At 60.2% G+C, this 26522-nt stretch carries 28 protein-coding genes; 13 read left to right on the top strand and 15 right to left on the bottom strand.

Annotated features, from left to right (window positions below; all coding sequences use genetic code 11):
- Positions 1–6: 6 nt before the first annotated feature.
- From fabZ to pyrH, 10 genes are all read right to left on the bottom strand, one after another.
- Positions 7–477 (bottom strand): 3-hydroxyacyl-ACP dehydratase FabZ, encoded by a 471-nt coding sequence (gene fabZ, locus BD293_RS05345; protein WP_142080192.1) that lies wholly within the window; start codon positions 475–477, stop codon positions 7–9.
- 132 nt (positions 478–609) lie between these two features.
- Entirely contained in the window at positions 610–1218 is a 609-nt protein-coding gene (locus tag BD293_RS05340; RefSeq protein ID WP_142080191.1) for an OmpH/Skp family outer membrane protein, read from the bottom strand.
- Positions 1218–3494, bottom strand: coding sequence for an outer membrane protein assembly factor BamA (bamA, locus tag BD293_RS05335; RefSeq protein ID WP_246086222.1), 2277 nt, complete (start codon positions 3492–3494; stop codon positions 1218–1220). The genes BD293_RS05340 and bamA overlap by 1 nt, the downstream gene beginning before the upstream one ends.
- A 280-nt stretch (positions 3495–3774) precedes the next feature.
- The gene (locus BD293_RS22630; RefSeq protein ID WP_170207065.1) at positions 3775–3939 is read right to left on the bottom strand and encodes a hypothetical protein; all 165 of its coding nucleotides are present in this window, start codon (positions 3937–3939) and stop codon (positions 3775–3777) included.
- Between the two features lie 77 nt (positions 3940–4016).
- The gene (gene rseP, locus BD293_RS05330; protein ID WP_142080190.1) at positions 4017–5351 is read right to left on the bottom strand and encodes an RIP metalloprotease RseP; all 1335 of its coding nucleotides are present in this window, start codon (positions 5349–5351) and stop codon (positions 4017–4019) included.
- 18 nt (positions 5352–5369) lie between these two features.
- The gene (gene dxr, locus BD293_RS05325; RefSeq protein ID WP_142080189.1) at positions 5370–6545 is read right to left on the bottom strand and encodes a 1-deoxy-D-xylulose-5-phosphate reductoisomerase; all 1176 of its coding nucleotides are present in this window, start codon (positions 6543–6545) and stop codon (positions 5370–5372) included.
- A 10-nt stretch (positions 6546–6555) separates the two neighbouring features.
- On the bottom strand, positions 6556–7356 hold the full coding sequence (locus BD293_RS05320; protein ID WP_142080188.1) for a phosphatidate cytidylyltransferase: 801 nt from the start codon (positions 7354–7356) through the stop codon (positions 6556–6558).
- Positions 7353–8096 carry a polyprenyl diphosphate synthase gene (gene uppS / locus BD293_RS05315; protein WP_142080187.1) on the bottom strand — a complete coding sequence of 248 codons (744 nt, stop codon included), beginning with the start codon at positions 8094–8096 and terminating at the stop codon, positions 7353–7355. The genes BD293_RS05320 and uppS overlap by 4 nt, the downstream gene beginning before the upstream one ends.
- 24 nt (positions 8097–8120) lie before the next feature.
- Complete coding sequence (frr, locus tag BD293_RS05310; protein ID WP_142080186.1) at positions 8121–8684, bottom strand: ribosome recycling factor; 564 nt, start codon at positions 8682–8684, stop codon at positions 8121–8123.
- Positions 8685–8779: 95 nt separating this feature from the next.
- Positions 8780–9505 carry a UMP kinase gene (pyrH, locus tag BD293_RS05305; RefSeq protein WP_142080185.1) on the bottom strand — a complete coding sequence of 242 codons (726 nt, stop codon included), beginning with the start codon at positions 9503–9505 and terminating at the stop codon, positions 8780–8782.
- Between the two features lie 112 nt (positions 9506–9617).
- On the opposite strand from pyrH, the gene miaA reads away from it, so the two are divergent.
- Both miaA and BD293_RS05295 read left to right on the top strand, forming a co-directional pair.
- Positions 9618–10526, top strand: coding sequence for a tRNA (adenosine(37)-N6)-dimethylallyltransferase MiaA (gene miaA / locus BD293_RS05300; protein WP_142080184.1), 909 nt, complete (start codon positions 9618–9620; stop codon positions 10524–10526).
- A gap of 123 nt (positions 10527–10649) precedes the next feature.
- Entirely contained in the window at positions 10650–11486 is an 837-nt protein-coding gene (locus BD293_RS05295) for a helix-turn-helix transcriptional regulator (RefSeq protein ID WP_142080183.1), read from the top strand.
- A gap of 3 nt (positions 11487–11489) precedes the next feature.
- On the opposite strand, the gene BD293_RS05290 is transcribed toward BD293_RS05295, so the two are convergent.
- Positions 11490–11651: a DUF2256 domain-containing protein gene (locus BD293_RS05290; RefSeq protein ID WP_142080182.1), complete on the bottom strand. Its 162-nt coding sequence runs from the start codon at positions 11649–11651 to the stop codon at positions 11490–11492.
- Between the two features lie 35 nt (positions 11652–11686).
- Positions 11687–13099, bottom strand: coding sequence for an MORN repeat-containing protein (locus BD293_RS05285; RefSeq protein WP_142080181.1), 1413 nt, complete (start codon positions 13097–13099; stop codon positions 11687–11689).
- Positions 13100–13319: 220 nt separating this feature from the next.
- Between BD293_RS05285 and BD293_RS05280 the strand changes: the two genes are divergently transcribed.
- The 10 genes from BD293_RS05280 to BD293_RS05235 all read left to right on the top strand — a co-directional run bounded on the left by BD293_RS05280 (position 13320) and on the right by BD293_RS05235 (position 23442).
- Positions 13320–14978 carry an NAD+ synthase gene (locus BD293_RS05280; protein WP_142080180.1) on the top strand — a complete coding sequence of 553 codons (1659 nt, stop codon included), beginning with the start codon at positions 13320–13322 and terminating at the stop codon, positions 14976–14978.
- A 189-nt stretch (positions 14979–15167) separates the two neighbouring features.
- Entirely contained in the window at positions 15168–16187 is a 1020-nt protein-coding gene (locus BD293_RS05275; RefSeq protein ID WP_142080179.1) for an SPOR domain-containing protein, read from the top strand.
- 28 nt (positions 16188–16215) lie between these two features.
- A complete protein-coding gene (locus BD293_RS05270) occupies positions 16216–17400 on the top strand; it encodes a D-alanyl-D-alanine carboxypeptidase family protein (protein WP_142080178.1) in 1185 nt (394 codons plus the stop codon).
- Positions 17401–17402: 2 nt separating this feature from the next.
- Positions 17403–18050, top strand: coding sequence for a dTMP kinase (gene tmk / locus BD293_RS05265; protein WP_142080177.1), 648 nt, complete (start codon positions 17403–17405; stop codon positions 18048–18050).
- Complete coding sequence (locus BD293_RS05260) at positions 18047–19156, top strand: DNA polymerase III subunit delta' (protein WP_142080176.1); 1110 nt, start codon at positions 18047–18049, stop codon at positions 19154–19156. Before tmk ends, BD293_RS05260 begins: the two co-directional genes overlap by 4 nt.
- 21 nt (positions 19157–19177) lie before the next feature.
- Positions 19178–19963: a TatD family hydrolase gene (locus tag BD293_RS05255; RefSeq protein ID WP_142080175.1), complete on the top strand. Its 786-nt coding sequence runs from the start codon at positions 19178–19180 to the stop codon at positions 19961–19963.
- A complete protein-coding gene (locus BD293_RS05250) occupies positions 19963–20760 on the top strand; it encodes an MBL fold metallo-hydrolase (protein WP_142080174.1) in 798 nt (265 codons plus the stop codon). Before BD293_RS05255 ends, BD293_RS05250 begins: the two co-directional genes overlap by 1 nt.
- Position 20761: 1 nt before the next feature.
- Entirely contained in the window at positions 20762–21691 is a 930-nt protein-coding gene (locus BD293_RS05245) for an AEC family transporter (protein WP_142080173.1), read from the top strand.
- A 73-nt stretch (positions 21692–21764) separates the two neighbouring features.
- A complete protein-coding gene (hemB, locus tag BD293_RS05240) occupies positions 21765–22763 on the top strand; it encodes a porphobilinogen synthase (protein ID WP_142080172.1) in 999 nt (332 codons plus the stop codon).
- A gap of 118 nt (positions 22764–22881) precedes the next feature.
- Complete coding sequence (locus BD293_RS05235; protein WP_142080171.1) at positions 22882–23442, top strand: lipid-binding SYLF domain-containing protein; 561 nt, start codon at positions 22882–22884, stop codon at positions 23440–23442.
- A gap of 72 nt (positions 23443–23514) precedes the next feature.
- On the opposite strand, the gene fabD is transcribed toward BD293_RS05235, so the two are convergent.
- The 3 genes from fabD to BD293_RS05220 form a co-directional block, all read right to left on the bottom strand.
- Positions 23515–24444 carry an ACP S-malonyltransferase gene (gene fabD / locus BD293_RS05230; RefSeq protein WP_142080170.1) on the bottom strand — a complete coding sequence of 310 codons (930 nt, stop codon included), beginning with the start codon at positions 24442–24444 and terminating at the stop codon, positions 23515–23517.
- A gap of 85 nt (positions 24445–24529) precedes the next feature.
- On the bottom strand, positions 24530–25348 hold the full coding sequence (locus BD293_RS05225) for a sulfite exporter TauE/SafE family protein (protein WP_142080169.1): 819 nt from the start codon (positions 25346–25348) through the stop codon (positions 24530–24532).
- Positions 25345–25773 (bottom strand): SufE family protein, encoded by a 429-nt coding sequence (locus BD293_RS05220; RefSeq protein WP_142084337.1) that lies wholly within the window; start codon positions 25771–25773, stop codon positions 25345–25347. The genes BD293_RS05225 and BD293_RS05220 overlap by 4 nt, the downstream gene beginning before the upstream one ends.
- Before the next feature lie 281 nt (positions 25774–26054).
- On the opposite strand from BD293_RS05220, the gene BD293_RS05215 reads away from it, so the two are divergent.
- A complete protein-coding gene (locus BD293_RS05215; protein WP_142080168.1) occupies positions 26055–26522 on the top strand; it encodes a hypothetical protein in 468 nt (155 codons plus the stop codon).

Here is a 26522-nt window from a genome sequence, read left to right as displayed (position 1 = left end):
TGGAACTCACCCGGCCGATTGCGCAGACGCGTCGATCATCGCCGCGAATTCCGCTTCGGCGGCAACCTGACCATCCACCTTGGCCACACCTTCAAATTTCCAGATCCGGGTCGAGCCGCGCTTGACGGTGACATGCAATTCCAGAACATCGCCCGGCACGACCTTGCGGCGGAACTTGGCCTTGTCGATGGACATGAAATACACCAGCGGCGCCTTATCCCCGAAACCGACCGACAACCCGACCAGAACCGCCGCTGTCTGCGCCATCGCCTCAACGATGGTCACACCCGGCATGATGGGGGCACCGGGAAAATGGCCCTGAAAATGCGGCTCGTTGAACGTGACATTCTTGATCCCGACAGCGGATTCGCGCGCCACGACGTCGCGCACCTTGTCCACCAGCAAGAACGGATAGCGGTGCGGGATAATTTTCATGATCGTGGCCAGATCGGCCTCGGTCGGGACAGGGTTGGTCATCGGGGTCCTTTCCATCGTCTGGCGTGTCTTTGCGCCATAAAGAGAAGCGGTGCGCGTTTGCGAAACTTATGCGCGGTGCCGCCGATGCTCTAGCAACTGGGGCAAAGGCTGGCAAGCGGTGGCAGTGCCCCCTCAGGGCAGAGTCAAAGGAAACGGCGCCGGACCGCCATCGCCAATAGCGTCATCCATCGCCGCAATCGCGTCATCCGTCATATCCATGCCCGGCAGCCCGATAATGACCGCGCGCGCGTCGATCAACACCTGACCACCGACATTTTCGAGAACATCTTGCAGGACTTGTGTCGTGCTTCCGAAAAACCGGCGCCGCTCGGACTCCTCGAACTGCACAAGGCGTTGGCGTTTCTCGGCCTGACTGCGGCGGACCTCTTCGGCCTGCACATCAAAGGCGTTGGCGGCGGCGCGAAACGCCTCGACCGTCATCTCGGCGCGCTGTTCCGTCAATTCGGCTTCGCGGGCGGTCAACTCTTCCAAAAGCTGGTCATTCTCTGCTTCCAATGCGCGCGAGGCCGTTTCGATTTCCTCGGCCACGCGCTGCCCGAATTGAGAGTCGCGAAACAGCCGCTCGTCATCAATGGTGCGCAAGGCCTGCCCTGATGCGGTCCGTGCATCGCCGACCGTTTCACCCAAGGAAAACCCGAGCGACTGTTGGGCATGAACAGGGGCGGCAGGCAGATATGCCGCCGCCCCCAAACATGCTGCACAGAGCGCAGCGCGGAACATCAGAATTGCGACACAATCGAGAAGTCGAAATTCTGCGCGCGGTCACGGTCCAGCTTGCGCACCGGACGCGAGAAATCGAAGCGCAGCGGGCCAAGAGGGCTGTCCCAGAACAGGGACACACCCAGCGCGGCACGGATGTTCATCTTGTTATAGTCCGTACCGTCATCGTCGCTCATGGTAATTCCGGTACGACCCACATTGTCCACACCCCAGACGGACCCGACGTCGGCAAACACGCCGCCACTCAGCCCATATTCTTCAGGTGTGCCCAGCGGAAACTGCGCTTCCAGTTGCACTGCGAAAAACCGGTTACCCCCAAGGACACTGTCATTCTCCGAAGCAAAATCCCGAGGGCCAGCATCGCCCGGCGCAAAACCACGCATGACATTTGCCAGTTGGAAGCGCTCGCGGTTGCGAGAGTTGCCGTCAATCATGTGCAACATGCCAACGCGTGCATCGCCGCGCAAAGTGACATCTTCGTTGAAGATCGCCATCTCATAGCCTGCGCGCCCTTCGGACTTCACAAACCGGCGGCTTTGGTTCCCGACGCCGAAGTCCTGGCTCATCGAGAAGATCCAACCGCGCGTCGGGTCAAGGCCAACACGGCGCGTGTCATAGGTATAGGTATATCCGAGCGAGCCAGTGACAGCAGTACCGCCCTCGTCATCACGCAGCCTCAGCGATCCGCCCGGCGGCAACCCTGTCAAACGGTCCGCGACCAACCCCTGCCGCAACTGAAGCCGACCGTATTCGCTGATCGGGAAGCCGATGGAGTTGTTCAGGAACGCTTCGCGCGTGTCGAAGTCAGAGAAGAAAGAGCTGGTTTCACGATAGCCGATTCCAAGCGAATAGCGCAGGTCGCGCCCGAACAGGGCCGGTTCCGCAAATTGCAGCGAAATGTCGCGTGACCCTTTGACCGTGTTAAAGCTGATCGACACCTGCTGACCGCGCCCAAGGAAGTTCTGCTCGGCAAAGGAAATGCCGAAACCGACTCCTTGTGCCCGACCATAGCTGACCGAGAACCCGAGCGAGCCCGTGGTGGTTTCTTCCAACTCCACATCGACAATCGCCTGATCTGGCCCACTGCCCTGACGGGTATCAACATCAACATCAGAGAAGTAACCCAAAGCGCGGATGCGTTCGGCTGCGGCGCGAATTTCGCGCGGGTTCAGCGGGTCGCCTTCGGCCGATGTGAACTGACGCCGCACCACGCGATCAAGGGTTGTGGTGTTGCCCTGAATATCAATGCGTTCCACGAACACACGGTCGCCCCGCACCAGCGCGAATTCCACATCAATGACCTGATTGCGGTTGTCGCGTGTAAAGCGCGGCTCTGCCCGGATGAAGCGCAGACCGCGCTGTTCGGCCAAGCGTTCCAGCCGTGCGATGTTCTGATCCAGCACTGTGGGGGAGAAGATTGTGCCGGGGCGCAAACGCAACTCGGCGGCATAATCGGTGGCATCAACCCCTTCGACTTCGCTGACGACCGAGGTATTGCCAAAACGATACTGCAACCCTTCGCGGATATTGAAGGTCAGGAAAAAGCCATCGCGCTCGCGCGCCATTTCGGATGTGACAGACAGAATCTCGAAATCGACATAGCCGCGCGACAGGTAGAAATCTGTCAGCAACTGGCGGTCAAGATTAATCCGCTCGGCGACAAACGTGTCACGTTGCACAAACCACCGCAAAAGCCCGGCCTGCTTGGTGTCCAGAACCTGCCGCAACCTGTAGCTGGAATAAGCGTTGTTGCCGACAAAAGACAGCCGCTCGATTTCAACCACATTGCCTTCGGCAATTTCAAACGCCAGATCGACGCGGTTGTTGCCGCGCGGAATGATGCGCGGTGTAATTTCGGCAGCACTGCGCCCGCGTTGCGCATAGAGTTCCGCAATCGCACGTGCATCCGCTTCAACCATTGAAGGGGACAACACGCGGCCAGACCGCGTCTGCACAAATTCGGTGATGACGTCATCATCAATACGGCGGTTGCCCTCGAAATTCACGATGCCAATAATCGGAAATTCGCTGACCCGGATCAGCAGCGTATTGCCCTGCGGCACGAACTCTACAGTCTCGAACAGGCCCGAGGCTGCGATATTTCCATAAGCAGCGTTCAACTGCCCCGCACTGACAGTCTCGCCACGCGCGAAACCGGCCAAGCCAAACAGCGTAGAATCATCCACGCGGATATTGCCTTCGATGGCGATGGTATTGAACCGATAGGTCTGCGCGTCAGCAGGTGCAACAAACGCTGCGTTAGCCAATGCAAACAAACAAAAAACCATCGCAGAGAAGACGTGCAGACGCCGTGCCGCACCCCTGTCGCGCGATGGCAGCATCTTGTGAATTCCGCGCATTTCTGTCCTCGTTTTACCGCTTTTTTATACTCCTTTGAGTATCGGCTAACCGGGACGTTGTCAAAGCAATCAAGCCATATTGTTGGCACCAGAAACAGCCTGTTGCATATTAAACCTCACACGCGTGATCCTGAGGCGGCAATTGGAAAAACGCGCGCGCATCCGGTTGGCACGCAACCGTTTGGCGCGCGTGCAATCAGAACACGCGGTTAAAGTCTGCGGGCGTATAGCCCAGCATCGTGGCAACGGCGCTGGCACATGCCAGCCCCAGAATGATTGACCCAACCACAAGGAACTTGCTTGCCACGGTCAGCCAGACAAGGCGGACATTCTGAATTTCGTCGCTGATATAAGCCATCATCCACTCCTTTTCGCCCGTTTCACCCAAAACTTTGGCAAAACTGGGGCACGACCAAGGCAATCGTCAGGATGATGGCATCAGCAGGTCAGATCATTGAACAAGGCGAATGCGAATAGCGTCAGCACCAGCGCAAGGCCGATTGTTATCAGGATTTGCATTGCCTTATCCCCGGCGGGGCGGCGCATAACCGCTTCATAGGCATGAAACACCAGATGCCCCCCATCAAGCGGCGGTATTGGAAACAGATTGAGCAACCCAATCGCCACCGACAAGACCGCGATAAACCAGACAAATTCGATCAACCCGTCATTCGCCATTGAAGCAGAGGCTTCGGCAATCCCGATCGGGCTGGACAGATTGCATGTGCTGATCTGGCCGACAATCATGTAATACAGCCCCTCAAGCGAGGTGCGGATAACACGCCAGATCTGAGCGGCGGCAATGCCAGATGCCTCGACCAAGCTGGGGGTACGCGTGCCATATTCAAACACCGCGCCCGAGGTCAGGCCGATCAGATAGCGCGTCTCAAACCCGCCACCGGCAAGGGGCAAATCGGTGCTGCGCGGGACCATGGTCAATTCCAGATCGCGCCCGTCGCGCCAGACACGCAGATCCAGCGGCGCACCACCAGAGGCGGCGACCATGTCGCGCAATTCGGCAAAGGTTGCGATGTCCGTGTCATTTATGGCGGTAATCACATCGCCGGGGCGCATTTGCGCTTCGCGCGCTGCCGATTTCATCGCCACATTGCCTGCCAAGGGTGGCTGCGGGTGCGGACCAGTCACATCAATCACCTGGCCATCCCGCTCGACTGTATAGTTCAAGACAGCTTGCGCGGGCATTTCGTCTGCGCTGCGCATGAAATCCGCGAGTGTTTCGGTTTCTGTGCCCTCAATCGCCAGAATACGGTCGCCTGCGGCCAATTCAAACGGCTGGGCGGGAAGCGATGTGATCTCTCCCACGACAGGTTCATCAATCGCCACGCCTTCATACATGATGAGGGCAGCGAATACGAAAAACGCAAAGATAAAGTTGAAAAACGGGCCAGCGGCGACTGTCGATGCCCGCGCCCAAAGCGGCGCGCCATGCATGGTGCGCCGGCGTTGCGCCGCGTCCATCTCGGACATGCCTTCGGCATCCTTGCCCGAGGTGGCGCCCGCATCGCCCGCGAATTTCACATACCCGCCCAAGGGCACCGCCGCGACCTGCCAGACAGTGCCGCGTTTATCGGTGCGCTTGACCAGCACAGGGCCAAACCCGATGGAAAACACATCCGCATGGATGCCAGACCACCGCCCAACGATGTAATGGCCGTATTCATGCACGGCCACGATAATCGACAACACAACAACAAAAGCGGCGATCGTAAAAAAGAAATTCCCGAAACTCGGCAGCAGCCCGATCAAGTCCAAACTCAGTCCCCTTTTGTGTTACGCGCCCGATGACGTCATGCGCGATGCAAGGCGGGTCGCGATGTCCCTTGCCATCTGGTTCATGGCCGCCACGGTTTCAAGCGATTCTACTGCATCAGTCAGGCCAGAATTGGACAAAAGGCTGTCAATTGTGCGCTCGACCAGAAGCGCCATGTCCTGAAACCCGATATGCCCCGCAATAAATTCATCCAGCGCCACTTCTTTTGCGGCATTGAACGCAGCCCCCGCATGGCCGCGCAGCTCCATAACTTCGCGCGCAAGGCGCAAGGCAGGAAAGCGGTCTGGGTCGGGCGCTTCAAAACTCAGTTGCGCCAGTTGCGCCAGATCCAGACGGGCGATTGGCAGGGCCGCGCGTTCGGGCCAGTTCAGCGCATATCCGATGGCGTGGCGCATATCCGGCGCACCAAGATGCGCCATAAGTGCCCCATCCCGAAACCCGACCAGCGCGTGAATGATAGATTGCGGATGCACAATCACTTCAATCTGCTCTGGTCGAAGATCGAAATACTCTCTCGTTTCAATAACCTCTAGCGCCTTGTTGAACAAGGTCGCGGAATCAATCGTGATGCGCTGGCCCATATCCCATGTAGGGTGCTTGGCGGCCTGCGCCAGACTGGCCCCGGCCAATTGCGCCTTGCTCCAAGTGCGAAATGGCCCGCCAGATGCGGTGATAATCACCCGCTCTACGGTTGTGATATCTTCCCCTGTCAGCGCCTGAAAGACGGCCGAATGCTCGCTATCCACCGGCAGGATACGCGCGTTGTGTCGTGCCGCTTCGCGCATCAGCAGCGGTCCTGCCGTCACCAGCGATTCCTTGTTTGCCAGCGCCAAGGTCGCACCCTGCGCCAAGGCGCGGAACCCCGGTGCCAGACCTGCGGCACCGACAATCGCGGACATAACCCAGTCGGTGGGGCGTTCCGCCGCAGCGATCAGCGCATCTGTGCCTGCCGCGACCTCGATCCCGCTGCCGGAAAGCGCCTGCTTCAACGCCAGATAGCAGTCATCATGCGCGGTCACTGCCAGTTGCGCAGACAGACTGCGCGCCTGCTGCGCAAGGCGCGTGACATTGCGCCCACCAGTCAGGGCAACCGTCTCGATATCGTCACGCCGCGACAGCAGATCGAATGTGCTTTCGCCAATAGAGCCGGTTGCACCAAAAACGGAAACTCGCATGCGCTGACCGTCAGATCAAAATCAGGGCAATCAGCCCTGTTTCGGTAAGCACCAGCATCATCAGGGCCGCAGCGATCATGGCATCAAACCGGTCCATGACACCGCCATGACCGGGGATCAGGTTCGAGCTGTCCTTGACGCCTGCGTAGCGCTTGATCGCACTTTCGGCAATGTCACCCGCCTGCCCTGCCATTGCAACCAAAACCGAGATCAGCACCAACCCGATCCCTGCGCCCAGAATTGACATAAAGACAAACCCGATCACCACCGCAAGCACCCAGCCCGCAACAGTGCCGGACCATGTCTTTTTCGGGCTGACGCGCGGCCACAGCTTGGGTCCACCTAGCAGGCGTCCGGCGAAATACCCCGCCACGTCAGAGCCGATGACCAGCAACACCAGCCATAAGACCCAGACCCACCCGAAACTGTCGCGCAGCGCGATCAGGCCAAGCCCTGCAAACAGGATCAGCGCCAAATAGGCGGCAGCAATGCCCCGATCCTTGGGGAAACGCCACGCAAACAGCAGCGCCGACAGGGCAAGAGCGCCCAGCAACAAGCCCCCTGACAGCTGCAACCAGAACACCAGCAGCGCCACCGCTGCCGTCCCCCCCGCACCCTCGGCCTTGCCAAAAGGTGCGGCGCTGTCCAGCATCTTGGTCAACTCCCACACCATCAGCCCACACAGCGCACAGACCAGCACCGTAAACCAAAGCCCACCGGCCCAGACGGCACCAATCCCCACCAGTGCCATAAGCGCACCCGAAACAGAGCGGTCGCGCAAATCCGTGAAACTGCCCGACTGGCCACTCACTTGAGCACCCCGCCAAAGCGGCGTTCACGGGTGCCAAATGCCTGAAGGATGGTATCCATCGTCTGAGGGGTGAAATCCGGCCACAAGACCGGCGTAAAGACATATTCCGAATAAGCGGCCTGCCACGGCAGGAAATTCGACACCCGCGTTTCGCCAGAGGTGCGCACCACAAGATCAGGGTCCGGCAGAAAATGCGTATCCAGATGCTTCGCAATCATCTCTTCATTCACATCTTCCGCACGCAGCTTGCCAGCGGCGACCTCGCGCGCGATGGCTGCCGTGGCGCGGCGTATTTCGTCACGCCCGCCATAATTGATCGCAACAGTCAGATGCACGCGGTCATTATCCGCAGTTGCGTGTTCGACCCAGTCAAACAACTCTCTGAGGTGGCGGTCGAGGCGGGTTCGGTCCCCGATGATGCGCATCCGCACGCCCGCGCGGTCCATGCGCCCCGCCTCGCGTTTGATATAGCGGGCGAACAAGGACATCAGCCCCATCACTTCTTCAGTGGTGCGCTTCCAGTTTTCTGTCGAGAACGCATAGAGCGTCAGATATTTGATACCTATTTCCGGGCAGGCATTGACCAGTTCGCGCACGCGTTCGGCGCCCTTGCGGTGCCCTACCAAACGCGGCCATCCGCGATTGGACGCCCAGCGGCCATTACCGTCCATGATCACTGCAACATGCAGATGATTAGAATGGGCCGGGTCTTCGCCGTTGCTGGGCTGATCGAATGTCATGGCAGTTCCTTTTAGCGGTCAGATTCAGACCTGCATGATCTCTTCCTGCTTGTGTTCCAGCGCCTTGTCGATCTTGCCGATATAGCTGTCAGTCAGTTCCTGTATCTCTTCAGACCACAGTTTCTGCTCGTCTTCGCTCATTCCAGCGGCCTTAGCTTTCTTGATCTGGTCCATACCGTCGCGGCGCAGGTTGCGTACGGCCACACGCGCATGCTCGGCATATTGTGCGGCCACCTTCGTCAACTCGCGGCGGCGCTCCTCGTTCAACTCGGGGATTGGCAACATGATGATAGTGCCGTTCAACTGCGGGTTAATCCCAAGGCCCGACTCGCGAATGGCTTTCTCGACCTTGCCGACCAGCGACTTGTCCCAGACATTCAGCGTGACCATGCGCGGCTCTGGCACGTTCACAGTGCCAACCTGATTGATATGCGTCATCTGCCCGTAAGCTTCGACCATGATCGGCTCTAGCATCGAAGCCGAGGCGCGGCCTGTGCGCAACGAGCCGAATTCGGTCTTGAGCGCGCTCATTGCCCCGTCCATCCGGCGTGTGAGGTCATCCAGATCAATCTCGATTTCATCTGACATGTGATAGTTTCCTCGTCTGGTGCGGCGTATTTGCTGGCCGTATCCGGCCTTTTAGCGCGATGCCACAGTTTTTGTAAGCCACTTGCGTGGCATGTTTACGCATGTACGCGGGTATATGTTCCCTCACCGCGCACGATCCCGCCGAAACCACCCGGTTCATCCAGCGAAAAAACGATCAGCGGCATCTTGTTGTCCCGACACAGCGCAATAGCAGAGGCGTCCATCACCTTGAGGTTTGCGCGCAACACGTCGTCATAGCTGATCTCGCCATAGCGCTTTGCATCAGGGTTGGTTTTGGGGTCGCTGTCATAAATGCCGTCAACCTGCTTGCCCATAAAGATCGCCTCACACGCCATCTCGGAGGCGCGCAATGCGGCGGCAGTATCGGTGGTGAAATACGGGTTTCCGGTTCCGGCGGCGAAAATGCAGACACGCTTCTTCTCCAGATGTCGCACAGCGCGGCGGCGGATGTAGGGCTCGCAGATCTGGTCCATGGGAATGGCGCTGACCACACGGGTAAAGACGCCCTCTTCTTCCAGTGCGGTTTGCATGGCCAGCGCGTTCATCACGGTTGCCAGCATACCCATATAATCGGCCTGTGTGCGCTCCATCCCCTGAGCAGAGCCTTGAAGCCCGCGGAAAATGTTGCCGCCGCCAATGACCATGCAGATTTCAACGCCCATGTCGTGGACCGATTTCACCTCTCGGGCGATACGCTGGACAGTGGGCGGATGCAGCCCGAACCCCTGATCCCCCATCAGCGCCTCACCCGAGATTTTCAGCATGACGCGTTTATAGGTGGTCTGAGGGGTGTCCGGCATTGTAGTTTCCTTTCCGCAAAGCGCGACAGCCATACAAGATGCGGCACACCGCTTTCAACTTTTGGCAAAATGTCGGAAAACGCAGGCAGGTTCAATCTGAAAGCAGGGCAGCATGGCCAAAATACCCGATCCGCTGGCACTGGCACTGGACAGGCTGCGCAAAAATCCGCCTGATCCGGCGCGCCCGGTGCTGCTGGCCGGCCCCACAGCCAGCGGAAAATCGGCGCTGGCGCTGCGTTTGGCCCAAAGCCAAGGGCGTGTGATCGTGAATGCCGATGCGTTGCAGGTCTATGACATGTGGCAGGTCTTGAGCGCGCGCCCCGATGCGGCTGATTGCGCGCTGGTGCCGCATTATCTGTATGGAACTGTGGCCCGCGATCAGGATTGGTCCGTGGGGCATTGGCTGCGCGATGTGTCGCGTTTGCTGGGCGCGCACCCCAACCCCATCATTGTCGGGGGCACTGGCCTGTATTTTCGCGCGCTGACCGAAGGCTTGGTCGAAATCCCCCCGACCCCGCCTGCGCTGCGCGAACAGGCCGATTTGCGCCTTGCATCCGAGGGGGCGGGCGCGCTGCTGGCAGAGCTTGACCCCCAAACACGCGCGCAGATCGACGCCGCCAACCCGGCACGCGTGCAGCGCGCATGGGAAGTGTTGCACGCAACAGGCACCGGTCTTGCTCAATGGCAAGCCCGGACGCCGCCGCCAGTGCTGCCCATCTCGCAGGCAACCGCATTCGTCATACACCCGCAAGTTGAATGGCTGAATGCGCGAATCGATTCGCGCTTTGCCGTGATGATGGCGCAGGGCGCGCTGGAAGAGGCGCGCGCGGCCCTGCCCCATTGGAACCCCGCCGCACCTTGGGCAAAAGCGATTGGCGCGCCCGAACTGATTGCCCATCTCAAAGGGCACATGTCGTTGCCAGAGGCCCAGCAGGCCGCAACACTTGCCACGCGGCAATATGCCAAGCGCCAGCGCACATGGTTTCGCAACCGGATGCGCGCGTGGATACCCCTTGTTTGACAGAGTCACCAATTTGCAACGCCACGGCCCTAACTGTGACAAAACTCACATGGCCGTGAACGAAACATCTTCCCCTATACGCATCATCCCGTAATCATTGGTGGATATAGGGGACGAAGCAAAATGAAGATCATACCCGAGCAACCAACGCGCCTGCGTCTGGTGCCGATCAGCAAGCTGGCCGCTGCACCCAAATGGCAGCTGGAAACAATGCGCGCATTACGCGAGCCGCTGTTTTTGTGGATTACCAACGGACAAGGGCGCATCACAATCGGTGCCAGAACACGCGGCTTTCATCCGCATAACGCAATCTTCATTCCGGCAGGAACATTGCACGGGATGCAGGCCCTGACCCGCGTGCAGGGAACCGCCATCTATTTTGGCGCGCGCCACGGGCTGGAGCTGCCTGAAACCGCGCTGCACCTGCGCCTGCGCGACGCATCCCAACATGCCGAAGTGTCACAACTCGTTGATTATGTTCAACGCGAAGTTGAAGGCCAGCGCCCAAAGGCCGATCAGGCCGCCTATCACCAGCTTGGCCTTTTGGCGATCTGGCTGGACCGGCACAATGCGGCGCATCAGGGCGAGAATGCGGCTGAGATGACGCAGCTCAACGCCAATGAACGCCTGACCGCACGGTACGCCGCATTGCTGGAGCGCGAATTCGGGTCATCTTTGAATGTGACCGATTATGCGACCGCGCTTGGCGTGACCCCCACGCATCTGACGCGCGCCTGTCGTGCAAGCTGCGGGCGCACGGCATTGGACATGATCCAGACCCGCCGCTTGTATGAAGCGCGCAAGCTGTTGATGGAAACAGATATTCCCGTTCAGGACATCGCGCGCAATCTGGGGTTCTCGACACCAAGCTACTTCTCGCGCGCCTTCTCGCTGCAGATTGGGCAACCGCCCTCCAGCTATCGCAAAGTGCATGAGGCGAAACCGCGCCTAACGCATTGAGGGCTAGTCCTTTGGGCGCGCTCGCCGCCCTTCAGTGCGGCACCTGTCAGAGCAATAACGCACCTCGTCCCAGACGTGCGCCCATTTCTTGCGCCACGTAAACGGGCGGCCACACGCGGCGCATACCTTTTCGGCAAGCTCGGATTTGCGGCGCATCTTGGGCATCAGATCACTTGTGCCCAAGTTGACAGCGGCGGCGCTCAGTCTCCATCGCGCACTGTCATTTGCCCGTCTTCCCAATCGCCGGACAACACCTCGCCAGTGGCGTAACGCAGCACGCCGCGGCCACTGCGCTGGCCATCCAGAAACTCGCCTTCATAGACATCGCCAGTCGCATAGGTGGCAATGCCTTCGCCGGTAATCTGACCGCCGGACCATTCGCCCTCATAGACAAACCCGTCTGCCAACTCGATCCGGCCCTGCCCTTGGCGCGCGCCTTCGGTAAACTGGCCCTGATAGACCGACCCGTCGGGGTAGGTCATTTCACCCTCACCGTGCAATTCACCCCCTGCGAAATCGCCAGTATAGACGCGCCCATCTGCAAAAGTCATGACGCCCTGCCCTTCGGACAGCCCTTGAACAAAGCCGCCCTCATAGACTGACCCGTCAGCAAAAACCGCGCGCCCTTCGCCGTGAAACTGGCCTTCGCGCCATTCGCCCTCATAGGTGGCGCCGTCGGCATAGGTGATCTCGCCGGTGCCATCTGGCAGGCCTGCCCGGAATTGCCCGACATAGACCGAACCGTCGGGCTGTTCCAAACGGCCCTCGCCCTCGATCTGACCGGCAACCCATGTGCCCTCATACAGATATCCGTCCGGCCCGCTCAGACGCCCTTCACCTTCGCGCATGTCACTGACAAATGTGCCCTCAAATACCAGACCATCAGCTTGCGTGACCTGACCGGCACCATCGCGCAGCCCAGCGCGGAACGTGCCGGTATAGACATCGCCATTGACCTGACGCAACTCGCCTTCACCGTGCAACTGCCCCTCGCGCCACTCACCTTCATAGCGCAAGCCGTCAGGGTTGGTCAGCACCCCCATGCCGTGGCGTTGGTCTGCAAGCATCTCGCCTTCATAGACGGTCTCATCAACATATGTGATGCGCCCGGTTCCTTCGCGCAGCCCCTCAACCCAGCCGCCCTCATAGCGGTAGCCGTCTGGTCGGGTCAGAACGCCCTCGCCATGGGGCTGGCCATCGACAAAGCTGCCAACAAAGACCGAGTCATTGGCAAAGCGCCGCTCGCCCTCGCCCTCGATGCGCCCTTCGATCCATGCCCCTTCATAGGTGGACCCATCCGCAAAGGTCATCTTTCCAGTGCCATGCGGCCTGCCTGCGGCAAACGTCCCCTCATAGATCGCGCCGGAGGGGTAGCGCGCAATGCCTGTGCCACTGATCTCGCCATCGACCCATTCGCCAGTGTATTCAAAGCCATTGGGCAAACGATATGTGCCCTCGCCATGCTGCAACCCGTCGCGGAATTCACCTTCATAGATGCCGCCATCCTCATACTGACGGGTCATAAGCCCGTCAGTTTGTGCAAAGGCAGGCAGCGCAAGGCCCAACCCCATCGCAAGAACAAGCGCACGTGTTACATCATTGCCTGAGGACATGACGCAGATCTCCCTGTATTTTGGCTATAAGCCTATTGCGAGGCGCGCGGGCTGGCAAGGGCTTTGGCCACCAAGACGTCTGCCCCGCACCGCGCGACGCGCGGACCCGCACTATGCCCGTCCTTGCGACACTGTTTCACCTGGCGCGGCACCGCCCCCTTTCCTTGGACGGTCAGCATGATATGTGGGGCAGAATGTTTGCCCGCGAAGGCCCGATTTCATGTCTGACCGCTTCCGACTGACCCTTGCACAACTTAACCCGACTTTGGGCGACATTCCCGGCAATGCCGCGAAAGCGCGTGATGCGTGGGATCAGGCAAAATCGGCTGGCGCGGATATGGTGGCGCTGCCGGAAATGTTCCTGTCTGGCTATCAGACACAGGATCTGGTCTGGCGGTCTGCCTTTCAGGCCGATCTGCGCGATGCGCTGGACACTCTGGCGCGCGATTGCGCCGAGGGGCCGATTATGGGCATTGGCGTGCCCTTGGTGCAAGATGGCGCGCTGTTCAACTGCTGGGCCATTCTGTCGGGTGGGAAAATATCCGCCGTAATCCGCAAGCATCATCTGCCCAATACTTCTGTGTTCGATGAAAAGCGGCTATTTTCATCGGGCGAGATTTCTGGCCCCTACCGTGCAGGCCCCATTCGCATCGGCTCGCCCATCTGCGAAGATGCGTGGCTGGAAGATGTGGCCGAAGCGCAGGCAGAATCGGGGGCGGAATTGCTGCTTGTGCCCAATGGGTCGCCCTATGCGCGCGCGCGCTATGATACCCGCATGACACATATGGTCGCGCGCGTGGTCGAGACGGGCCTGCCGCTGATCTATCTGAACCTTGTCGGCGGGCAGGACGATCAGGTTTTTGACGGTGCCAGCTTCGTGCTCAATCCCGGTGGACAGCTTGCCTTGCAACTGCCCGCCCATGAAGAAGCCCTCGCCACGGTGGATTTCATCAGGGGTTTGGACGGATGGCGCGCCGAACCCGGAGCCAGAGCGCATCTGCCCGACACTTGGGAACAGGATTACCGCGCAATGGTCGTGGGCCTTGGCGATTATTTGCGCAAATCGGGGTTCTCGAAGGTTGTGCTGGGGTTGTCAGGCGGTATTGATTCGGCACTGGTCGCCGTGATCGCGGCGGATGCCATCGGCGCGGAAAATGTGCATTGTTTGATGCTGCCTTCGGAATACACCTCACCGCACAGTCTGGAAGATGCCGCTGATCTGGCGCGGCGTCTGGGCTGCAAGCTGGATGAGATCAGCATAGAAGGGCCACGCGCTGCGGTCGAAGGGGCACTTGGCCCGCTTTTTGCCGGGTTGGCCCCCGATGTGACCGAAGAAAACATCCAGTCGCGCCTGCGCGGCACGCTGTTAATGGCTCTGTCCAACAAGACGGGTGCGCTGTTGCTGACGACTGGCAACAAATCCGAACTCGCTGTCGGCTATGCAACCATCTATGGCGACATGAATGGCGGCTATAACCCGATCAAGGATCTGTATAAAACCCGCGTGTTCGAGACATGCCGCTGGCGCAATGCCAATCACCGCGACTGGATGGCAGGCCCTGCGGGCGAGGTGATCCCGCCCCGTATCATCGACAAGCCCCCGTCTGCCGAATTGCGCGCCGATCAACGCGACGATGACAGCCTGCCCCCCTATCCCGAACTTGACGCCATTCTTGAGGCGCTGATGGAGCAGGACATGTCGGTCGGTGAACTGGTGGCACAGGGGTATGACCAAGCCACGGTGAAACGGGTCGAGCACCTGATCTATATCTCGGAATGGAAGCGTCATCAGGCAGCACCGGGGCCAAGACTGACCATGCGGGCCCTATGGCTGGACCGCCGCTATCCGCTGGTCAACCGGTGGCGCGATACGCGTTAATTTCTCGGGTCACGCAAACGTACGGTTTCGCATTGATCACACCCTCGCTACAATGTGCCATTGAAAGACAAGTTATTGCTTTATGGGCTGTCGAAAGCCGGTGATTGGTGTAGGATATTTCCACCGCAGGCAAGGGTCTGCGCAAACCTGACACCAGATCAGGACGTTTAGAATGCGGAGAGAGGCAGAATGCGCAGTGTCAGGTATCGGTTTCTGGGCCTCGGGCTCATTGTAAGTGTAAGTCTTGCGGCCTGTATGGATGGCAGCAACTCCTCTAGTTCTGGCGGGGGTGCTATCGCATCGCGCGGCGGACAAGTCGTCGAGCGCGACGTTGAGGATGCCAGCGTATTCTCGAAGCGAGAGCCAGCATTGTGGGATGGGCGGCCATCCCTTGGCGGCGCATGGGTTGCACACCCTGATGCGCAATCGCCCGAGCGTGTCATCATCCGCAACACCGCCAACGGACAGGAAACCATCGGCGCGCTGTTTCGGCGCGAGCGGATGAATCCCGGCCCCGCTTTTCAGGTATCCGCAGAAGCAGCCAACGCGATTGGCATACTGGCGGGCGCCCCGACCGAGATTGAAGTGGTTGCGCTGAGAAGCGAAGACATCGACACCGGCGGCCCCGCCAGTGCAGAACCGACATCCGATACCCCGTCTGCCCAAGGCAGCGCGCCCACCGAGATGGCGCAGACCAGCAGCCCGGATCAGGCAGAAGCATCAGAACAACCGATGGTCACAACGCAAGCCCAGCCGCAACAGGAGCAGCCGCGCGGTGGCTTTCTTGGACGGCTATTCGGGCGCAGTGCCCCTGCCGAGCCTGAGATTCAAGGCATAGAGACGCAGCCACTGGACGAACCAATTGCCCAAGCGGCAGCGCCAACACAGACACAAGCGCCGACCGCCGCTCAGGAACCCGCTGTCGCCGACGCGCCGCCTGCGGTACCGCAAGCGCAAGCTCAGGCCACCTCGACATTGGAGCGGCCTTTCATCCAGTTGGGTATCTTCAGCGTTGAAGCGAATGCGGGCAATGCCGAAACCATGGCGCGGAATGCAGGATTGACAGCGCGCGTGGTCGAAGGACGCACACAGGGCAACGCATTTTGGCGCGTCGTCATTGGTCCGGCCCAGACACAGGCCGAGCAAAGCCAGATGCTTGCACGCGTCAAGTCGCTGGGCTTTAATGACGCCTACACAGTGCGCAGATAAACACGACGTCAGCTTTTGGGGAAAAGAAATGCACAAGGGTCTTAGGCAGGCGATAGCCGTCAGCGCGGGTGCCATCGTTGCAGTATTTGGCCTGTCTGGTCAGGCTGCGGCGCAAACTGTTGGTGGTTTTGAAACCAACGCAACATCGGCCTATGTCCGCGACCTGCGGACAGGCACGGTTTTGCTGGACAAGGCCGCGGATGTGCCGCTGCCGCCTGCCTCTATGTCCAAGCTGATGACACTGCTGATGCTGTTCGAGGCCATCGAGGATGACCGCACAACGCTTGAAACAACCTTTACCGTGTCCGAACGCGCCTATCAGATGGGCGGCTCGCGCATGTTTCTGGAACCGACCGACCGGCCCACAGCCGAAGACCTGATCCGCGGAATTGCAGTGCTTTCGGGCAATGATGCAACCGTTGTTGTGGCCGAAGGGCTGGCTGGCACCGAGGAAGCATTCGCCCAACTGGCCACCCGGCGCGCGCGCGAATTGGGTATGCGCAACACAACGCTGGTCAATTCCTCTGGCTGGCCCCACCCGGATCATCTGATGTCCAAGCGCGATCTGGGCATATTGGCCGAACATATCATCACCAATTACCCGCAGTATTACTCCTATCTGTCAGAACCCGAATTCACATGGAGCGGGATCACCCAACCCAACCGCGTGCCTTTGTTGGGGGCAGGTGTCGGGCTGGACGGGCTGAAAACCGGCTTTACTTCGGCGGCGGGGTATTCGCTGACAGGCTCTGTGCAGCAAGGAGAGCGGCGCATCGTCTTTGCCTTTGGCGGCTTGGACAGTGAGCGCGCGCGTGTGCAGGAAGCCGAGGCGATCATCAACTGGGCCTTCCGGCAATTTGCCATGGTCAGCATCGGCGAAGCAGGCACGGTCATGGCCGAAGCCCCTGTCTGGCTGGGCGAGAACCAGTCTGTGCCCCTTGTGCTGTCCGAAAGCGCGGAGCTTCTGGTTCCGGCAATCGGTTCGCGCAATTTTGACGCGCGGGTGGTGTATGAAAGCCCCCTGCCCGCACCGATTGCAGCGGGCGATGAACTTGGCACGCTGATCATAGATATTCCAGAGATGGGCGAGACTCGGCTGCCATTGGTGGCAGGCGCCGATGTGGCCGAGGGTGGCTTTGCGGTGCGCGCGACCGCCTCTGCGCAGCGTCTGCTGGGCATGGTCATGGGCACGGCGCGCGAGGCGATGAACTAGGCATGACACAGGCAGCGCACGCAGGCGTCTTTGTCAGCTTTGAGGGGATTGACGGGTCTGGCAAATCGACGCAGGCGCGCGCCTTGGCTGACGGGTTGCAAAAGCAGGGACATGATATCGTTCTGACCCGTGAACCGGGGGGTGCGGCGGGTGCCGAAGAAATCCGCCGCCTTCTGGTCGAGGGCGCGCCAGAGCGGTGGTCAGCCGAAACCGAGATATTGCTGTTCAACGCCGCAAGGCGGGATCATCTGGAAAAAACTATCCGCCCTGCGCTGGCGGCCGGACGCATCGTCATCAGCGACAGGTTCGCCGATTCCACACGCGTCTATCAGGGTGCCGCCCGCGCCAGCTTGCGCCCGCTTGTGGACAAGCTGCATGATCTGGTCATCGGCATCGAGCCAGACCTGACATTCCTGATCGACATGGACCCGGATGCCGCATTGACACGCGGACTTGCGCGCCACTCGGGCGAGGACCGTTTTGAAGAACTGGGCGCAGGGTTTCAGACAGCTTTGCGCGCGGGGTTTCTGGATCTGGCCAAGGCACAGCCAGAGCGTATCTGCGTGATTGATGGTGCGCGCCCGCAGGATGTCGTCGCCGAGGATATCATGGCACATATGCGCGACTGGCTTGATGTGCGCGCCACATGAACGAGCGCGCCGATCTGCCCACCCCCGACCAGATCGAAGGGGCACCGCATCCGCGCGAAACCCCCGTGCTGTTTGGGCAGCACGAAGCTGAAGCCGCTTTTCTGCAAGCTTATAATTCCGGCAGACTGCATCATGGCTGGCTTTTATGTGGGCCGCGCGGGGTCGGCAAGGCCACGCTTGCGTGGCGGCTTGCGCGGTTCTTGCTGGCACAGCCTGCGCAGGATGGCGGCATGTTCGCCCCAGAGCCGCCCTTGACGCTGGATATTCCCGACGATCACGCCGTTGCGCGCCGCCTACATGCCGGTGCGGATGGCGGGCTGCTGGTCATCCGGCGCGGGCATGATGACAAGGGCAACCTCAAGCGCGACATCACAGTGGATGTCATGCGCAAACTGCAAGGTTTCTTCGGGCTGAGCGCGCCCGATGGCGGGCGGCGGGTGGTCATCATTGATGCCGCCGATGAAATGAACCCGAACGCGGCAAATGCCCTTCTGAAAGCGCTGGAAGAACCGCCTGCGCGCGCAACGCTTTTGCTGGTCGCACATCAACCCTCGCGCCTACTGCCCACCATCCGGTCGCGCTGCCGCGAATTGCGGCTGACACCTTTGGGCGCGGACGATATGGGGGCCGCATTGGCGCAAGCCGGGGTAGAGGCGGACAGTGCTGCGTTGTCGGAGCTGTCCAGCGGCTCTGTCGGGGCGGCGATCACGCTGGCCCAAGCGGGCGGAATTGAGATTTACGCCAGCCTTGTGGCCATTTTTCAAGGCTTGCCACAGGTTGACCGGCAAGCGGTGCTGAAGCTTGCCGAAAGTGCTGCGGGCAAGGCCAATGAGGCCCGCTTTTCCATGATCCTGACCCTGTTTGACCTGTTCATGGCACGGTTGGCGCGCGCGGGCATTACCGGCCCCGGCCCCGAGGCTGTTCCGGGCGAAGCGGCGCTCTTTTCCCGCCTTGCGCCCCATGCCGATGCCGCCCGCGCTTATGCAGGTTTAAGCCAAAGCCTCGGCGCACGAGCGCGACACGGGCGTGCGGTCAACCTTGACCCTGCCGCATTGGTGCTCGATATGGTGTTGCAGACCGAAGCAGAGGCGCGCAAATTCCTCTGACCCCCGACACCCGGAGAGTTCATGTCCCTGCCCCAGATCGTTGACAGCCACTGCCATCTCGATTTCCCGCAACTGGCAGACGAGATTGACAGTGTCATTGAGCGCGCGCGCGCCGCTGGCGTGACACGCATGGTCACGATCTGTACCAAGTTGCGCTCGTTGCCGCAGGTGCAAACCATCGCGGAATCCTATGAGGGCGTTTACTTCGCTGCGGGCACCCACCCGATGAGCGTGGTAAGCGAGCCTATGGTCACAGTCGAGCAATTGGTGGCGCTTGCCGCACATCCGAAAATGGTGGGCATCGGCGAATCGGGGCTGGATTATCATTACACCGCTGACAGCATGCAGGCACAGCAAGACAGCCTGCGCCGCCATATTGAGGCCGCGCGCCAGACCGGCTTGCCGCTGATCATTCATGCGCGCGACGCCGATGATGACATGGCGCGCATCCTGACGGAAGAATACCGCGCGGGCGTATATACCTGCGTGATGCATTGCTTCTCATCCAGTGCGGCGCTGGCACAAGCGGCGCTGGAGTTGGGCTTTTATTTGTCCATGTCCGGCATCGCGGCCTTTCCCAAAAGCGGTGCCTTGCGCGAGATTTTCGCCGCTGCGCCGCTGGACCGTATTCTTGTGGAAACCGACGCCCCCTATCTGGCCCCGCCCCCCTATCGCGGCAAGCGCAATGAGCCAGCCTATACCGTCCACACGGCCCAAATGGGCGCGGATCTGTTCGGCTTGGATCTGGCCACCTTTGCTGCCGCGACCTCGGCCAATTTTGACCGCCTGTTCTGGAAGGCTGCCTGATGGCCAAGTTACACGCAACAATTCTGGGCTGTGGGTCTTCAGGCGGGGTGCCGCGTCTGGGCGGGCATTGGGGCGCATGCGACCCCGATAATCCGCGCAACACCCGCCGCCGCTGCTCGCTACTGCTGGAGCGGGTGTCCGACACAGGGCGCACGCAAGTGCTGATCGACACCTCGCCTGATATGCGCGCGCAACTGCTGGATGCCGGTGTCGGGCGGCTGGATGCGGTGGTTTTTACCCATGCGCATGCCGATCATGTGCATGGCATCGACGATCTGCGCCAGATTGTGTTCAACACCCGCGAACGGCTGGCCGTCTGGGCAGATGGGGCCACGCAGGATGCGCTTTATTCACGCTTTGGATATGCGTTCACGCAGCCCGCAGGCTCGCCCTATCCGCCTATTCTGGATATGCACACGATTGACGGCGCGATCACGATTGAGGGTGCTGGTGGCCCACTTGTCCTGCACCCGATGCGCCTGAATCATGGCACGATCGACGCGCTGGGATTCCGCGTGGGAGGGCTGGCCTATACACCCGATGTGGTGACAATTTACCCGGAAAGCTGGCCCATGCTGGAGGGGCTTGATATCTGGATTGTGGATGCGCTGCGCCGCACGCCGCATCCGACCCATGCGCATCTGGATATGGCATTGGACTGGATCGCACAGGCCAAGCCCGCACAGGCCGTGCTGACAAACATGCATGTCGATCTGGATTATGCCACAGTTGCCGCTGAAACCCCGGCCCATGTCACGCCTGCCTTTGATGGCATGGTTCTGACACTGGATTTGTAACATGCAGGCGCTGGCAGATGTCATTTTGCCTGTGTTTCTTGTCATCGGCTTTGGCTATGTCGCGCGTTGGCGCAACCTGATCAATGACGCGCAAGTTGACGGTGTGGTCTGGTTTACCCAGACCTTTGCGATCCCCTGCCTGCTGTTTGTTGCCATTGCGCGGCTTGATCTGGGGCAAGAGTTCAACTGGCGGCTGTTGGTCAGCTTCTACACTGGCGCGATTGCTGGCTTCACCTTGGGGTTCTGGGGGGCACGCCTGATCTTCAAGCGCGACTGGGAAGATTGCGTGGCCATCGGCTTTATCGCGCTGTTCTCGAACTCGGTGCTGCTGGGCCTGCCGATCACGGAACGCGCATATGGGCCGGATTCACTGGCCCCGAACTATGCCATCATCGCGGTTCATTCGCCGATTTGTTATGCCATCGGGATCACGACGATGGAATTGATCCGCAACCGGGGCGGGCGGCTGCGCGACAGTGCCGCGCGGGTGTTCTCGGCCATGTTCCGCAATGCGCTGGTGATTGCCATTGGCCTTGGGTTCATCGTCAATCTGACAGGTCTGCCCATGCCGGGTGTCGTGGATCAGGCTTTGGATATGATGGTGCGCGCCGCCCTGCCCGCAGCCTTGTTCGGGCTTGGGGGGGTGCTGTATCTCTACCGTCCCGAAGGGGATCTGCGCACCATCGGCTTTGTTGTGGCGCTGTCGCTGGTTGTGCATCCGGTGATAACCTTCGGTCTGGCGCACGCCTTCGGACTTAGCACCGAGGCCATGCGTTCGGCTGTGGTGACAGCGGCGATGGCACCGGGGGTCAATGCTTATGTGTTTTCCAATCTTTACGGGCGTGCAAAGCGGGTTGCGGCCTCGGCAGTGCTGATTGGTACAGGTGGGGTGATGGTGACAGGCTGGGTGTGGCTGCAAATCCTGCCCTGATCTGAATTGCGGGGCTTTTCTTCAACGCCTGCGCATGGCACCAAGTGCAAAACCCCAAGAAAGGCCATGTCAGATGACCCCAGCCCCCTTCCCCGAAGCCCGCATGCGCCGTCTGCGCCGGACCAATGCCCTGCGCGAGATGGTACAGGAAAACGGGCTGAGCACGCGTGACCTGATCTGGCCCGTCTTCATCCGCGACGGCGAGGGGATGGAAGAGCCGATCACCTCGCTGCCCGGTGTCAACCGCCTGTCACTGGACAAGTTGCTGCCCGCCGCCGAGAAAGCGCATCGGTTGGGCATTCCCGCGATCTGTCTGTTTCCCTATACGGATCAGGCGCTTCGCACGGAAACTTGCGACGAAGCGTGGAACCCTGACAACCTGACCAACCGCGCCATTCGCGCGCTCAAGGCGGAATTCCCAGAGCTGATGGTCATGACCGACATCGCGTTAGACCCGTATAACGCCAACGGGCATGACGGGTTTGTGGTGGATGGCGAGATCGTTAATGATGAAACGGTTACAGCTTTAGTTAAGATGGGCCTTGCGCAGGCGCAGGCAGGGGCGGATATTCTTGGCCCGTCGGACATGATGGACGGGCGCATTGGCGCCCTGCGGCTGGCACTGGAATCAGAGGGCTACCGCGATGTAGCGATCCTGTCCTATGCCGCGAAATTCGCCAGTGCATTCTACGGCCCGTTCCGCGATGCCGTCGGCGCGTCGGGCCGCCTTGTGGGTGACAAGGCAACCTACCAGATCAACCCGGCCAATGCCGCCGAGGCGCTGGCTTGCGTTGCGCGCGATCTGTCCGAAGGGGCAGACATGGTCATGGTCAAGCCCGGCATGCCCTATCTGGACATCTGCCGCGCCGTGAAAGACCGCTTTGGACGCCCCACCTTCGCCTATCAGGTGTCGGGAGAGTATGCGATGCTGATGGCAGCGGCGCAGAATGGCTGGCTTGATGGTGACAAAGTGATGCTGGAAAGCTTGATGGCCTTCAAGCGCGCGGGCTGTGACGGGGTGCTGACCTATTTCGCGCCGCGAGTCGCAGAAGCGCTGCGCGGGCAAAGTTAAACAGGCAAAACGACGCCCAATTTTGCCTAGTTTCACCTGAGAAGGTGACACGAAGCAATTTACGCGGTAAAAGTAATAAAAAATGCGCGGAAAAGCGCCCAAAACAATGAGGCAGAGCATGACAATTCTTAACCGACGCGCCTTTACGCTGTCAGGTCTGGCAGGGGTCGCGACCTTGGCAGCCTGTGCAAACCCTATCGGCAGTCAAGGCGCAGCAGACCTTGACGCACGTGTTGATTCCGCACGCGATTACCTGCGCAACAATTTTCCCAATCTGGAAGACCTGTTTCAGAATGCACGCGGGATTCTGTATATCCCCGTCGTGACCGAAGCCGGGTTATTTGTGGGCGGGGCTTATGGGCGCGGTGCGCTGCGGATCAATGATGCAACTGTGGACTACTACTCGGCGACACGCGCCAGTTTCGGTTTGCAGGCCGGTGCGCAGCAATATGCACATGCGTTGTTTTTCATGACCGAGCAGGCCTTGTCAGATTTCCGCTACTCGCCCGGTTGGGCCGCAAGTGCCGACCTGCGCTATGCCACCCCGACGCAAGGCGGCTCGATGGGCAGCGAAACCACTACGCAATTTGCACCCGTCATCGCCGTGGTCTTCGGCCAGTCGGGTATACTTGCGGGCGCATCCCTTGCTGGCGTGAAATACACACGCATCATTCCCTGATTGATCCGCCCAAGGGCTTGGACACGGGCCAAGCCCTTGGGCGACCCTCAGGCGTGGTAATCAGCGGGGCGTTTATCCGTTCAGTGCGGCAACGTCTTCAGGGGTGCCGAAATTGCAGGTCTCGGACCCTTTGGCGCTGCGTTTGATCATGCCTGACAGGGCCTTGCCTGCCCCGATTTCCCAGAACTCGGTCACACCCTGTTCGGCCATCCAGATCACCGACTCGCGCCACCGCACAGAGCCTGTCACCTGTTCGACCAGAAGGGCGCGAATGGCCTCGGGGTCGCTGACAGCTTCGGCGCGCACATTGGCGACCAGCGGCACGCGCGGCGCGTTCAACGTCACCTCGGCCAGTGCTGCCGCCATACGATCTGCCGCAGGCTGCATCAGCGCGCAATGGAACGGAGCCGAGACAGGCAACAAAATTGCGCGTTTGGCACCGCGTACCTTGGCAATCTCGACCGCGCGTTCAACAGCAGCCTTGTCGCCCGACACAACAACCTGTGCGGGGTCATTGTCATTGGCTGCCTGACACACCCCGCCCTGCGCGGCTTCGGCAGCGACGTCGGATACAGCGTCAAAATCCAGCCCCAGAATTGCGGCCATCGCCCCCTTGCCCACAGGCACCGCCTCTTGCATGGCGCGCCCGCGAATGCGCAACAGGCGTGCCGCATCGGCAATGCCCAGTGATCCTGCCGCAGCCAATGCCGAATACTCGCCCAGCGAATGCCCCGCGACAAAGGCTGCATCTGTCAGCACCACGCCTTCTGCCTCTAGCGCGCGCATGGCAGCGAGTGACGTCGCCATCAATGCAGGCTGCGCATTCGCGGTCAGGGTCAGGTCACTGATCTCGCCGTTCCAGATCAGGTCTGACAGCTTTTCGCCAAGCGCGTCGTCAACTTCGTCAAACACAGCTTTCGCCGCCGGGTATGTCTGCGCAAGTGCGCGCCCCATCCCGATGGTCTGTGCCCCTTGTCCCGGAAAAACGAATGCGCGGCTCATCTTGCCCTCCAACCATGAAACTTTTGCCTGACATGCCGCAAAGCCCGCCAAGGCGCAAGTATCTCGCAACTCAGAAGGGCTTGCGCTACCAGCCCAACGCCTTGCGCAGCATGTTCAGGGCCATGATCGTGATGAACAGGGCGAAAAACCGCTTCAGCGGCTTGGGGTCGGTGGCATGGGCCAGCCTTGCGCCCAAGGGCGCGGTCAGCAAAGTCATTGCAATGACAATCCCAAAGCTTGGCAGATTAATGGCCCCGACCGTGTAGGGCGGCGCATGATCGACCGGAAGCAGCAGGAAGCCGAACACGGATGGAACCGCAATCAATATCCCGAACCCGGCAGCGGTCGCGACCGCGCGATGAATGGCAACACCGTAAAGCGACATTAACGGCACGGCAAAAGACCCGCCCCCGATGCCCATAAGCACCGACAGAAACCCGATGCCAGTGGATTGGACCGCACGCACAGGCCCTGTCGGCATGACAGACCCCAACCGCCATTCGGGCCGCCCGAAGGCCAGATACAGCCCGATGACAACGCCCAATATCCCGAAAATACCTTGCAGCACCACCGAGCGCAGCACCGAGGCCATAACCACACCAAGAATGGCCCCGACCCCGATCCCCAACGCCCAGCCGCGCAGAATTTGCCAATCTACCGCACCTTTGCGATGATGGCTTTGCACCGAGCGGGCCGAAGTGACCAGAATGGTCGCCAGCGACGTCGCAAGGCAAATCTGCATCAGTTGCGGCCCGGCATAGCCCAGTGCGGTAAAGGCATAGAAGAACGCAGGCACCAGAACAATGCCGCCCCCAACCCCCAAAAGACCTGCCAGAACCCCTGCAAAAGCGCCGATCAGTGCCAACAGACCGGCCATTTGCAGCAGCAAAACGGGATCACTCATCGGCTGGCTGCTTCGGAAGCGACAGCTTGAATCCGCATTATCATGGCGCGCAACCCGTTCGAGCGCTGGGATGAAAGATGCTCGTCCAGCCCCAGCCGCCCCAGTTCCGCCAACGCATCAACCTGTGTCACCTGTGCGACACTTAAGCCCGAATACAGCGCATGCAGCACCGCAATCAGACCGCGTACGATCATGGCGTCGCTGTCGCCCTTGAAATCAAATTCGGCGCTCGCGCCTTCGCCTTTCAGGACGGGCTGAATCCAGACCTGACTTGCGCATCCCTCTACCTTGGTGTGCGGCGTTTTCAGCGCCTCTTCCATAGGTGGCATCGCGCGGCCAAGTTCGATGACATGGCGGTAGCGATCTTCCCAGTCATCAAAAAAATCAAACGTCTCTGCGATGTCTTCAAAAGCTTCGGTGGCCATGATGAACGCCTCTCTGCTGTCGGGCGTAGAGCTAAGCCGCCTGCGCGCAAAGGTCCAGCCCATAGCGACACTTTCGTCCCCCCAAGCTCTGGCCCGCAATCTGGCCATTCCAACACCTATGCCTGACCACGAAGTCGCTGCATTGCGCTTGGCTTTGGCCGCGCGTGCGCCCTTATTTCTGATTGCGTGTGTACGGTTATGTCTCTGGGCACTTTTCAAAGCCGCCAGATTACGCTAACCCGAATACAGAATTCTGTTCAGACAACCCGAGAGGACCCAGAATGCACAAGCCCGTTCTTGCCGCCTTGGCCATGGTGCTCGCGATTGGGGCCTGTGGGACTGTGCGGGACTCTCGTTTGAACCCGATGAACTGGTTTGGCCGCGAGAGCACCGAAACCCTTGCCCCACGCGGCGGATGGGGGGGCGAGGCTGATCGCCGCGCATTGGTACCCGTTGTCACAGAGCTGGAAGTTATACAGACAACTGGCGGCGCGTTGGTGCGCGCAAGCGGCATCACACAGACACAGGGTTGGTGGGATGTAGAACTGCGCCCCACAAATAACGAGCGCCCCGTTGACGGCACATTAACCTATGAATTTGTGGTTGCAGCACCGCGCACGCAGACCGGCGTCTCGACCGATGCGTCGCGCACAGTGACAGCCGGGGTCAAAGTGACGAACGCCCGCCTCGCGGGTGTGCGCAACATCGTGGTGCGCGGGGCACAGAACCAACGCAGCGTCGCGCGCTGA

Source organism: Roseinatronobacter monicus, from assembly GCF_006716865.1.
In the GTDB taxonomy this organism is placed as follows: domain Bacteria; phylum Pseudomonadota; class Alphaproteobacteria; order Rhodobacterales; family Rhodobacteraceae; genus Roseinatronobacter; species Roseinatronobacter monicus.
Note: the sequence above shows the minus strand (reverse complement) of the source record. Positions and strands in the feature narration are given on the sequence as shown.

What these genes read in the sequence shown, in the direction of transcription:
- fabZ (WP_142080192.1), bottom strand. Translation starts at nt 477, where the DNA reads ATGACCAACCCTGTCCCGACCGAGGCCGATCTGGCCACGATCATGAAA.
- BD293_RS05340 (WP_142080191.1), bottom strand. Translation starts at nt 1,218, where the DNA reads ATGTTCCGCGCTGCGCTCTGTGCAGCATGTTTGGGGGCGGCGGCATAT.
- BD293_RS22630 (WP_170207065.1), bottom strand. Translation starts at nt 3,939, where the DNA reads ATGATGGCTTATATCAGCGACGAAATTCAGAATGTCCGCCTTGTCTGG.
- dxr (WP_142080189.1), bottom strand. Translation starts at nt 6,545, where the DNA reads ATGCGAGTTTCCGTTTTTGGTGCAACCGGCTCTATTGGCGAAAGCACA.
- uppS (WP_142080187.1), bottom strand. Translation starts at nt 8,096, where the DNA reads ATGACATTCGATCAGCCCAGCAACGGCGAAGACCCGGCCCATTCTAAT.
- frr (WP_142080186.1), bottom strand. Translation starts at nt 8,684, where the DNA reads ATGTCAGATGAAATCGAGATTGATCTGGATGACCTCACACGCCGGATG.
- pyrH (WP_142080185.1), bottom strand. Translation starts at nt 9,505, where the DNA reads ATGCCGGACACCCCTCAGACCACCTATAAACGCGTCATGCTGAAAATC.
- miaA (WP_142080184.1), top strand. Translation starts at nt 9,618, where the DNA reads ATGGCCAAAATACCCGATCCGCTGGCACTGGCACTGGACAGGCTGCGC.
- BD293_RS05295 (WP_142080183.1), top strand. Translation starts at nt 10,650, where the DNA reads ATGAAGATCATACCCGAGCAACCAACGCGCCTGCGTCTGGTGCCGATC.
- BD293_RS05290 (WP_142080182.1), bottom strand. Translation starts at nt 11,651, where the DNA reads ATGCCCAAGATGCGCCGCAAATCCGAGCTTGCCGAAAAGGTATGCGCC.
- BD293_RS05285 (WP_142080181.1), bottom strand. Translation starts at nt 13,099, where the DNA reads ATGTCCTCAGGCAATGATGTAACACGTGCGCTTGTTCTTGCGATGGGG.
- BD293_RS05280 (WP_142080180.1), top strand. Translation starts at nt 13,320, where the DNA reads ATGTCTGACCGCTTCCGACTGACCCTTGCACAACTTAACCCGACTTTG.
- BD293_RS05275 (WP_142080179.1), top strand. Translation starts at nt 15,168, where the DNA reads ATGCGCAGTGTCAGGTATCGGTTTCTGGGCCTCGGGCTCATTGTAAGT.
- BD293_RS05270 (WP_142080178.1), top strand. Translation starts at nt 16,216, where the DNA reads ATGCACAAGGGTCTTAGGCAGGCGATAGCCGTCAGCGCGGGTGCCATC.
- tmk (WP_142080177.1), top strand. Translation starts at nt 17,403, where the DNA reads ATGACACAGGCAGCGCACGCAGGCGTCTTTGTCAGCTTTGAGGGGATT.
- BD293_RS05260 (WP_142080176.1), top strand. Translation starts at nt 18,047, where the DNA reads ATGAACGAGCGCGCCGATCTGCCCACCCCCGACCAGATCGAAGGGGCA.
- BD293_RS05255 (WP_142080175.1), top strand. Translation starts at nt 19,178, where the DNA reads ATGTCCCTGCCCCAGATCGTTGACAGCCACTGCCATCTCGATTTCCCG.
- BD293_RS05250 (WP_142080174.1), top strand. Translation starts at nt 19,963, where the DNA reads ATGGCCAAGTTACACGCAACAATTCTGGGCTGTGGGTCTTCAGGCGGG.
- BD293_RS05245 (WP_142080173.1), top strand. Translation starts at nt 20,762, where the DNA reads ATGCAGGCGCTGGCAGATGTCATTTTGCCTGTGTTTCTTGTCATCGGC.
- hemB (WP_142080172.1), top strand. Translation starts at nt 21,765, where the DNA reads ATGACCCCAGCCCCCTTCCCCGAAGCCCGCATGCGCCGTCTGCGCCGG.
- BD293_RS05235 (WP_142080171.1), top strand. Translation starts at nt 22,882, where the DNA reads ATGACAATTCTTAACCGACGCGCCTTTACGCTGTCAGGTCTGGCAGGG.
- fabD (WP_142080170.1), bottom strand. Translation starts at nt 24,444, where the DNA reads ATGAGCCGCGCATTCGTTTTTCCGGGACAAGGGGCACAGACCATCGGG.
- BD293_RS05225 (WP_142080169.1), bottom strand. Translation starts at nt 25,348, where the DNA reads ATGAGTGATCCCGTTTTGCTGCTGCAAATGGCCGGTCTGTTGGCACTG.
- BD293_RS05220 (WP_142084337.1), bottom strand. Translation starts at nt 25,773, where the DNA reads ATGGCCACCGAAGCTTTTGAAGACATCGCAGAGACGTTTGATTTTTTT.
- BD293_RS05215 (WP_142080168.1), top strand. Translation starts at nt 26,055, where the DNA reads ATGCACAAGCCCGTTCTTGCCGCCTTGGCCATGGTGCTCGCGATTGGG.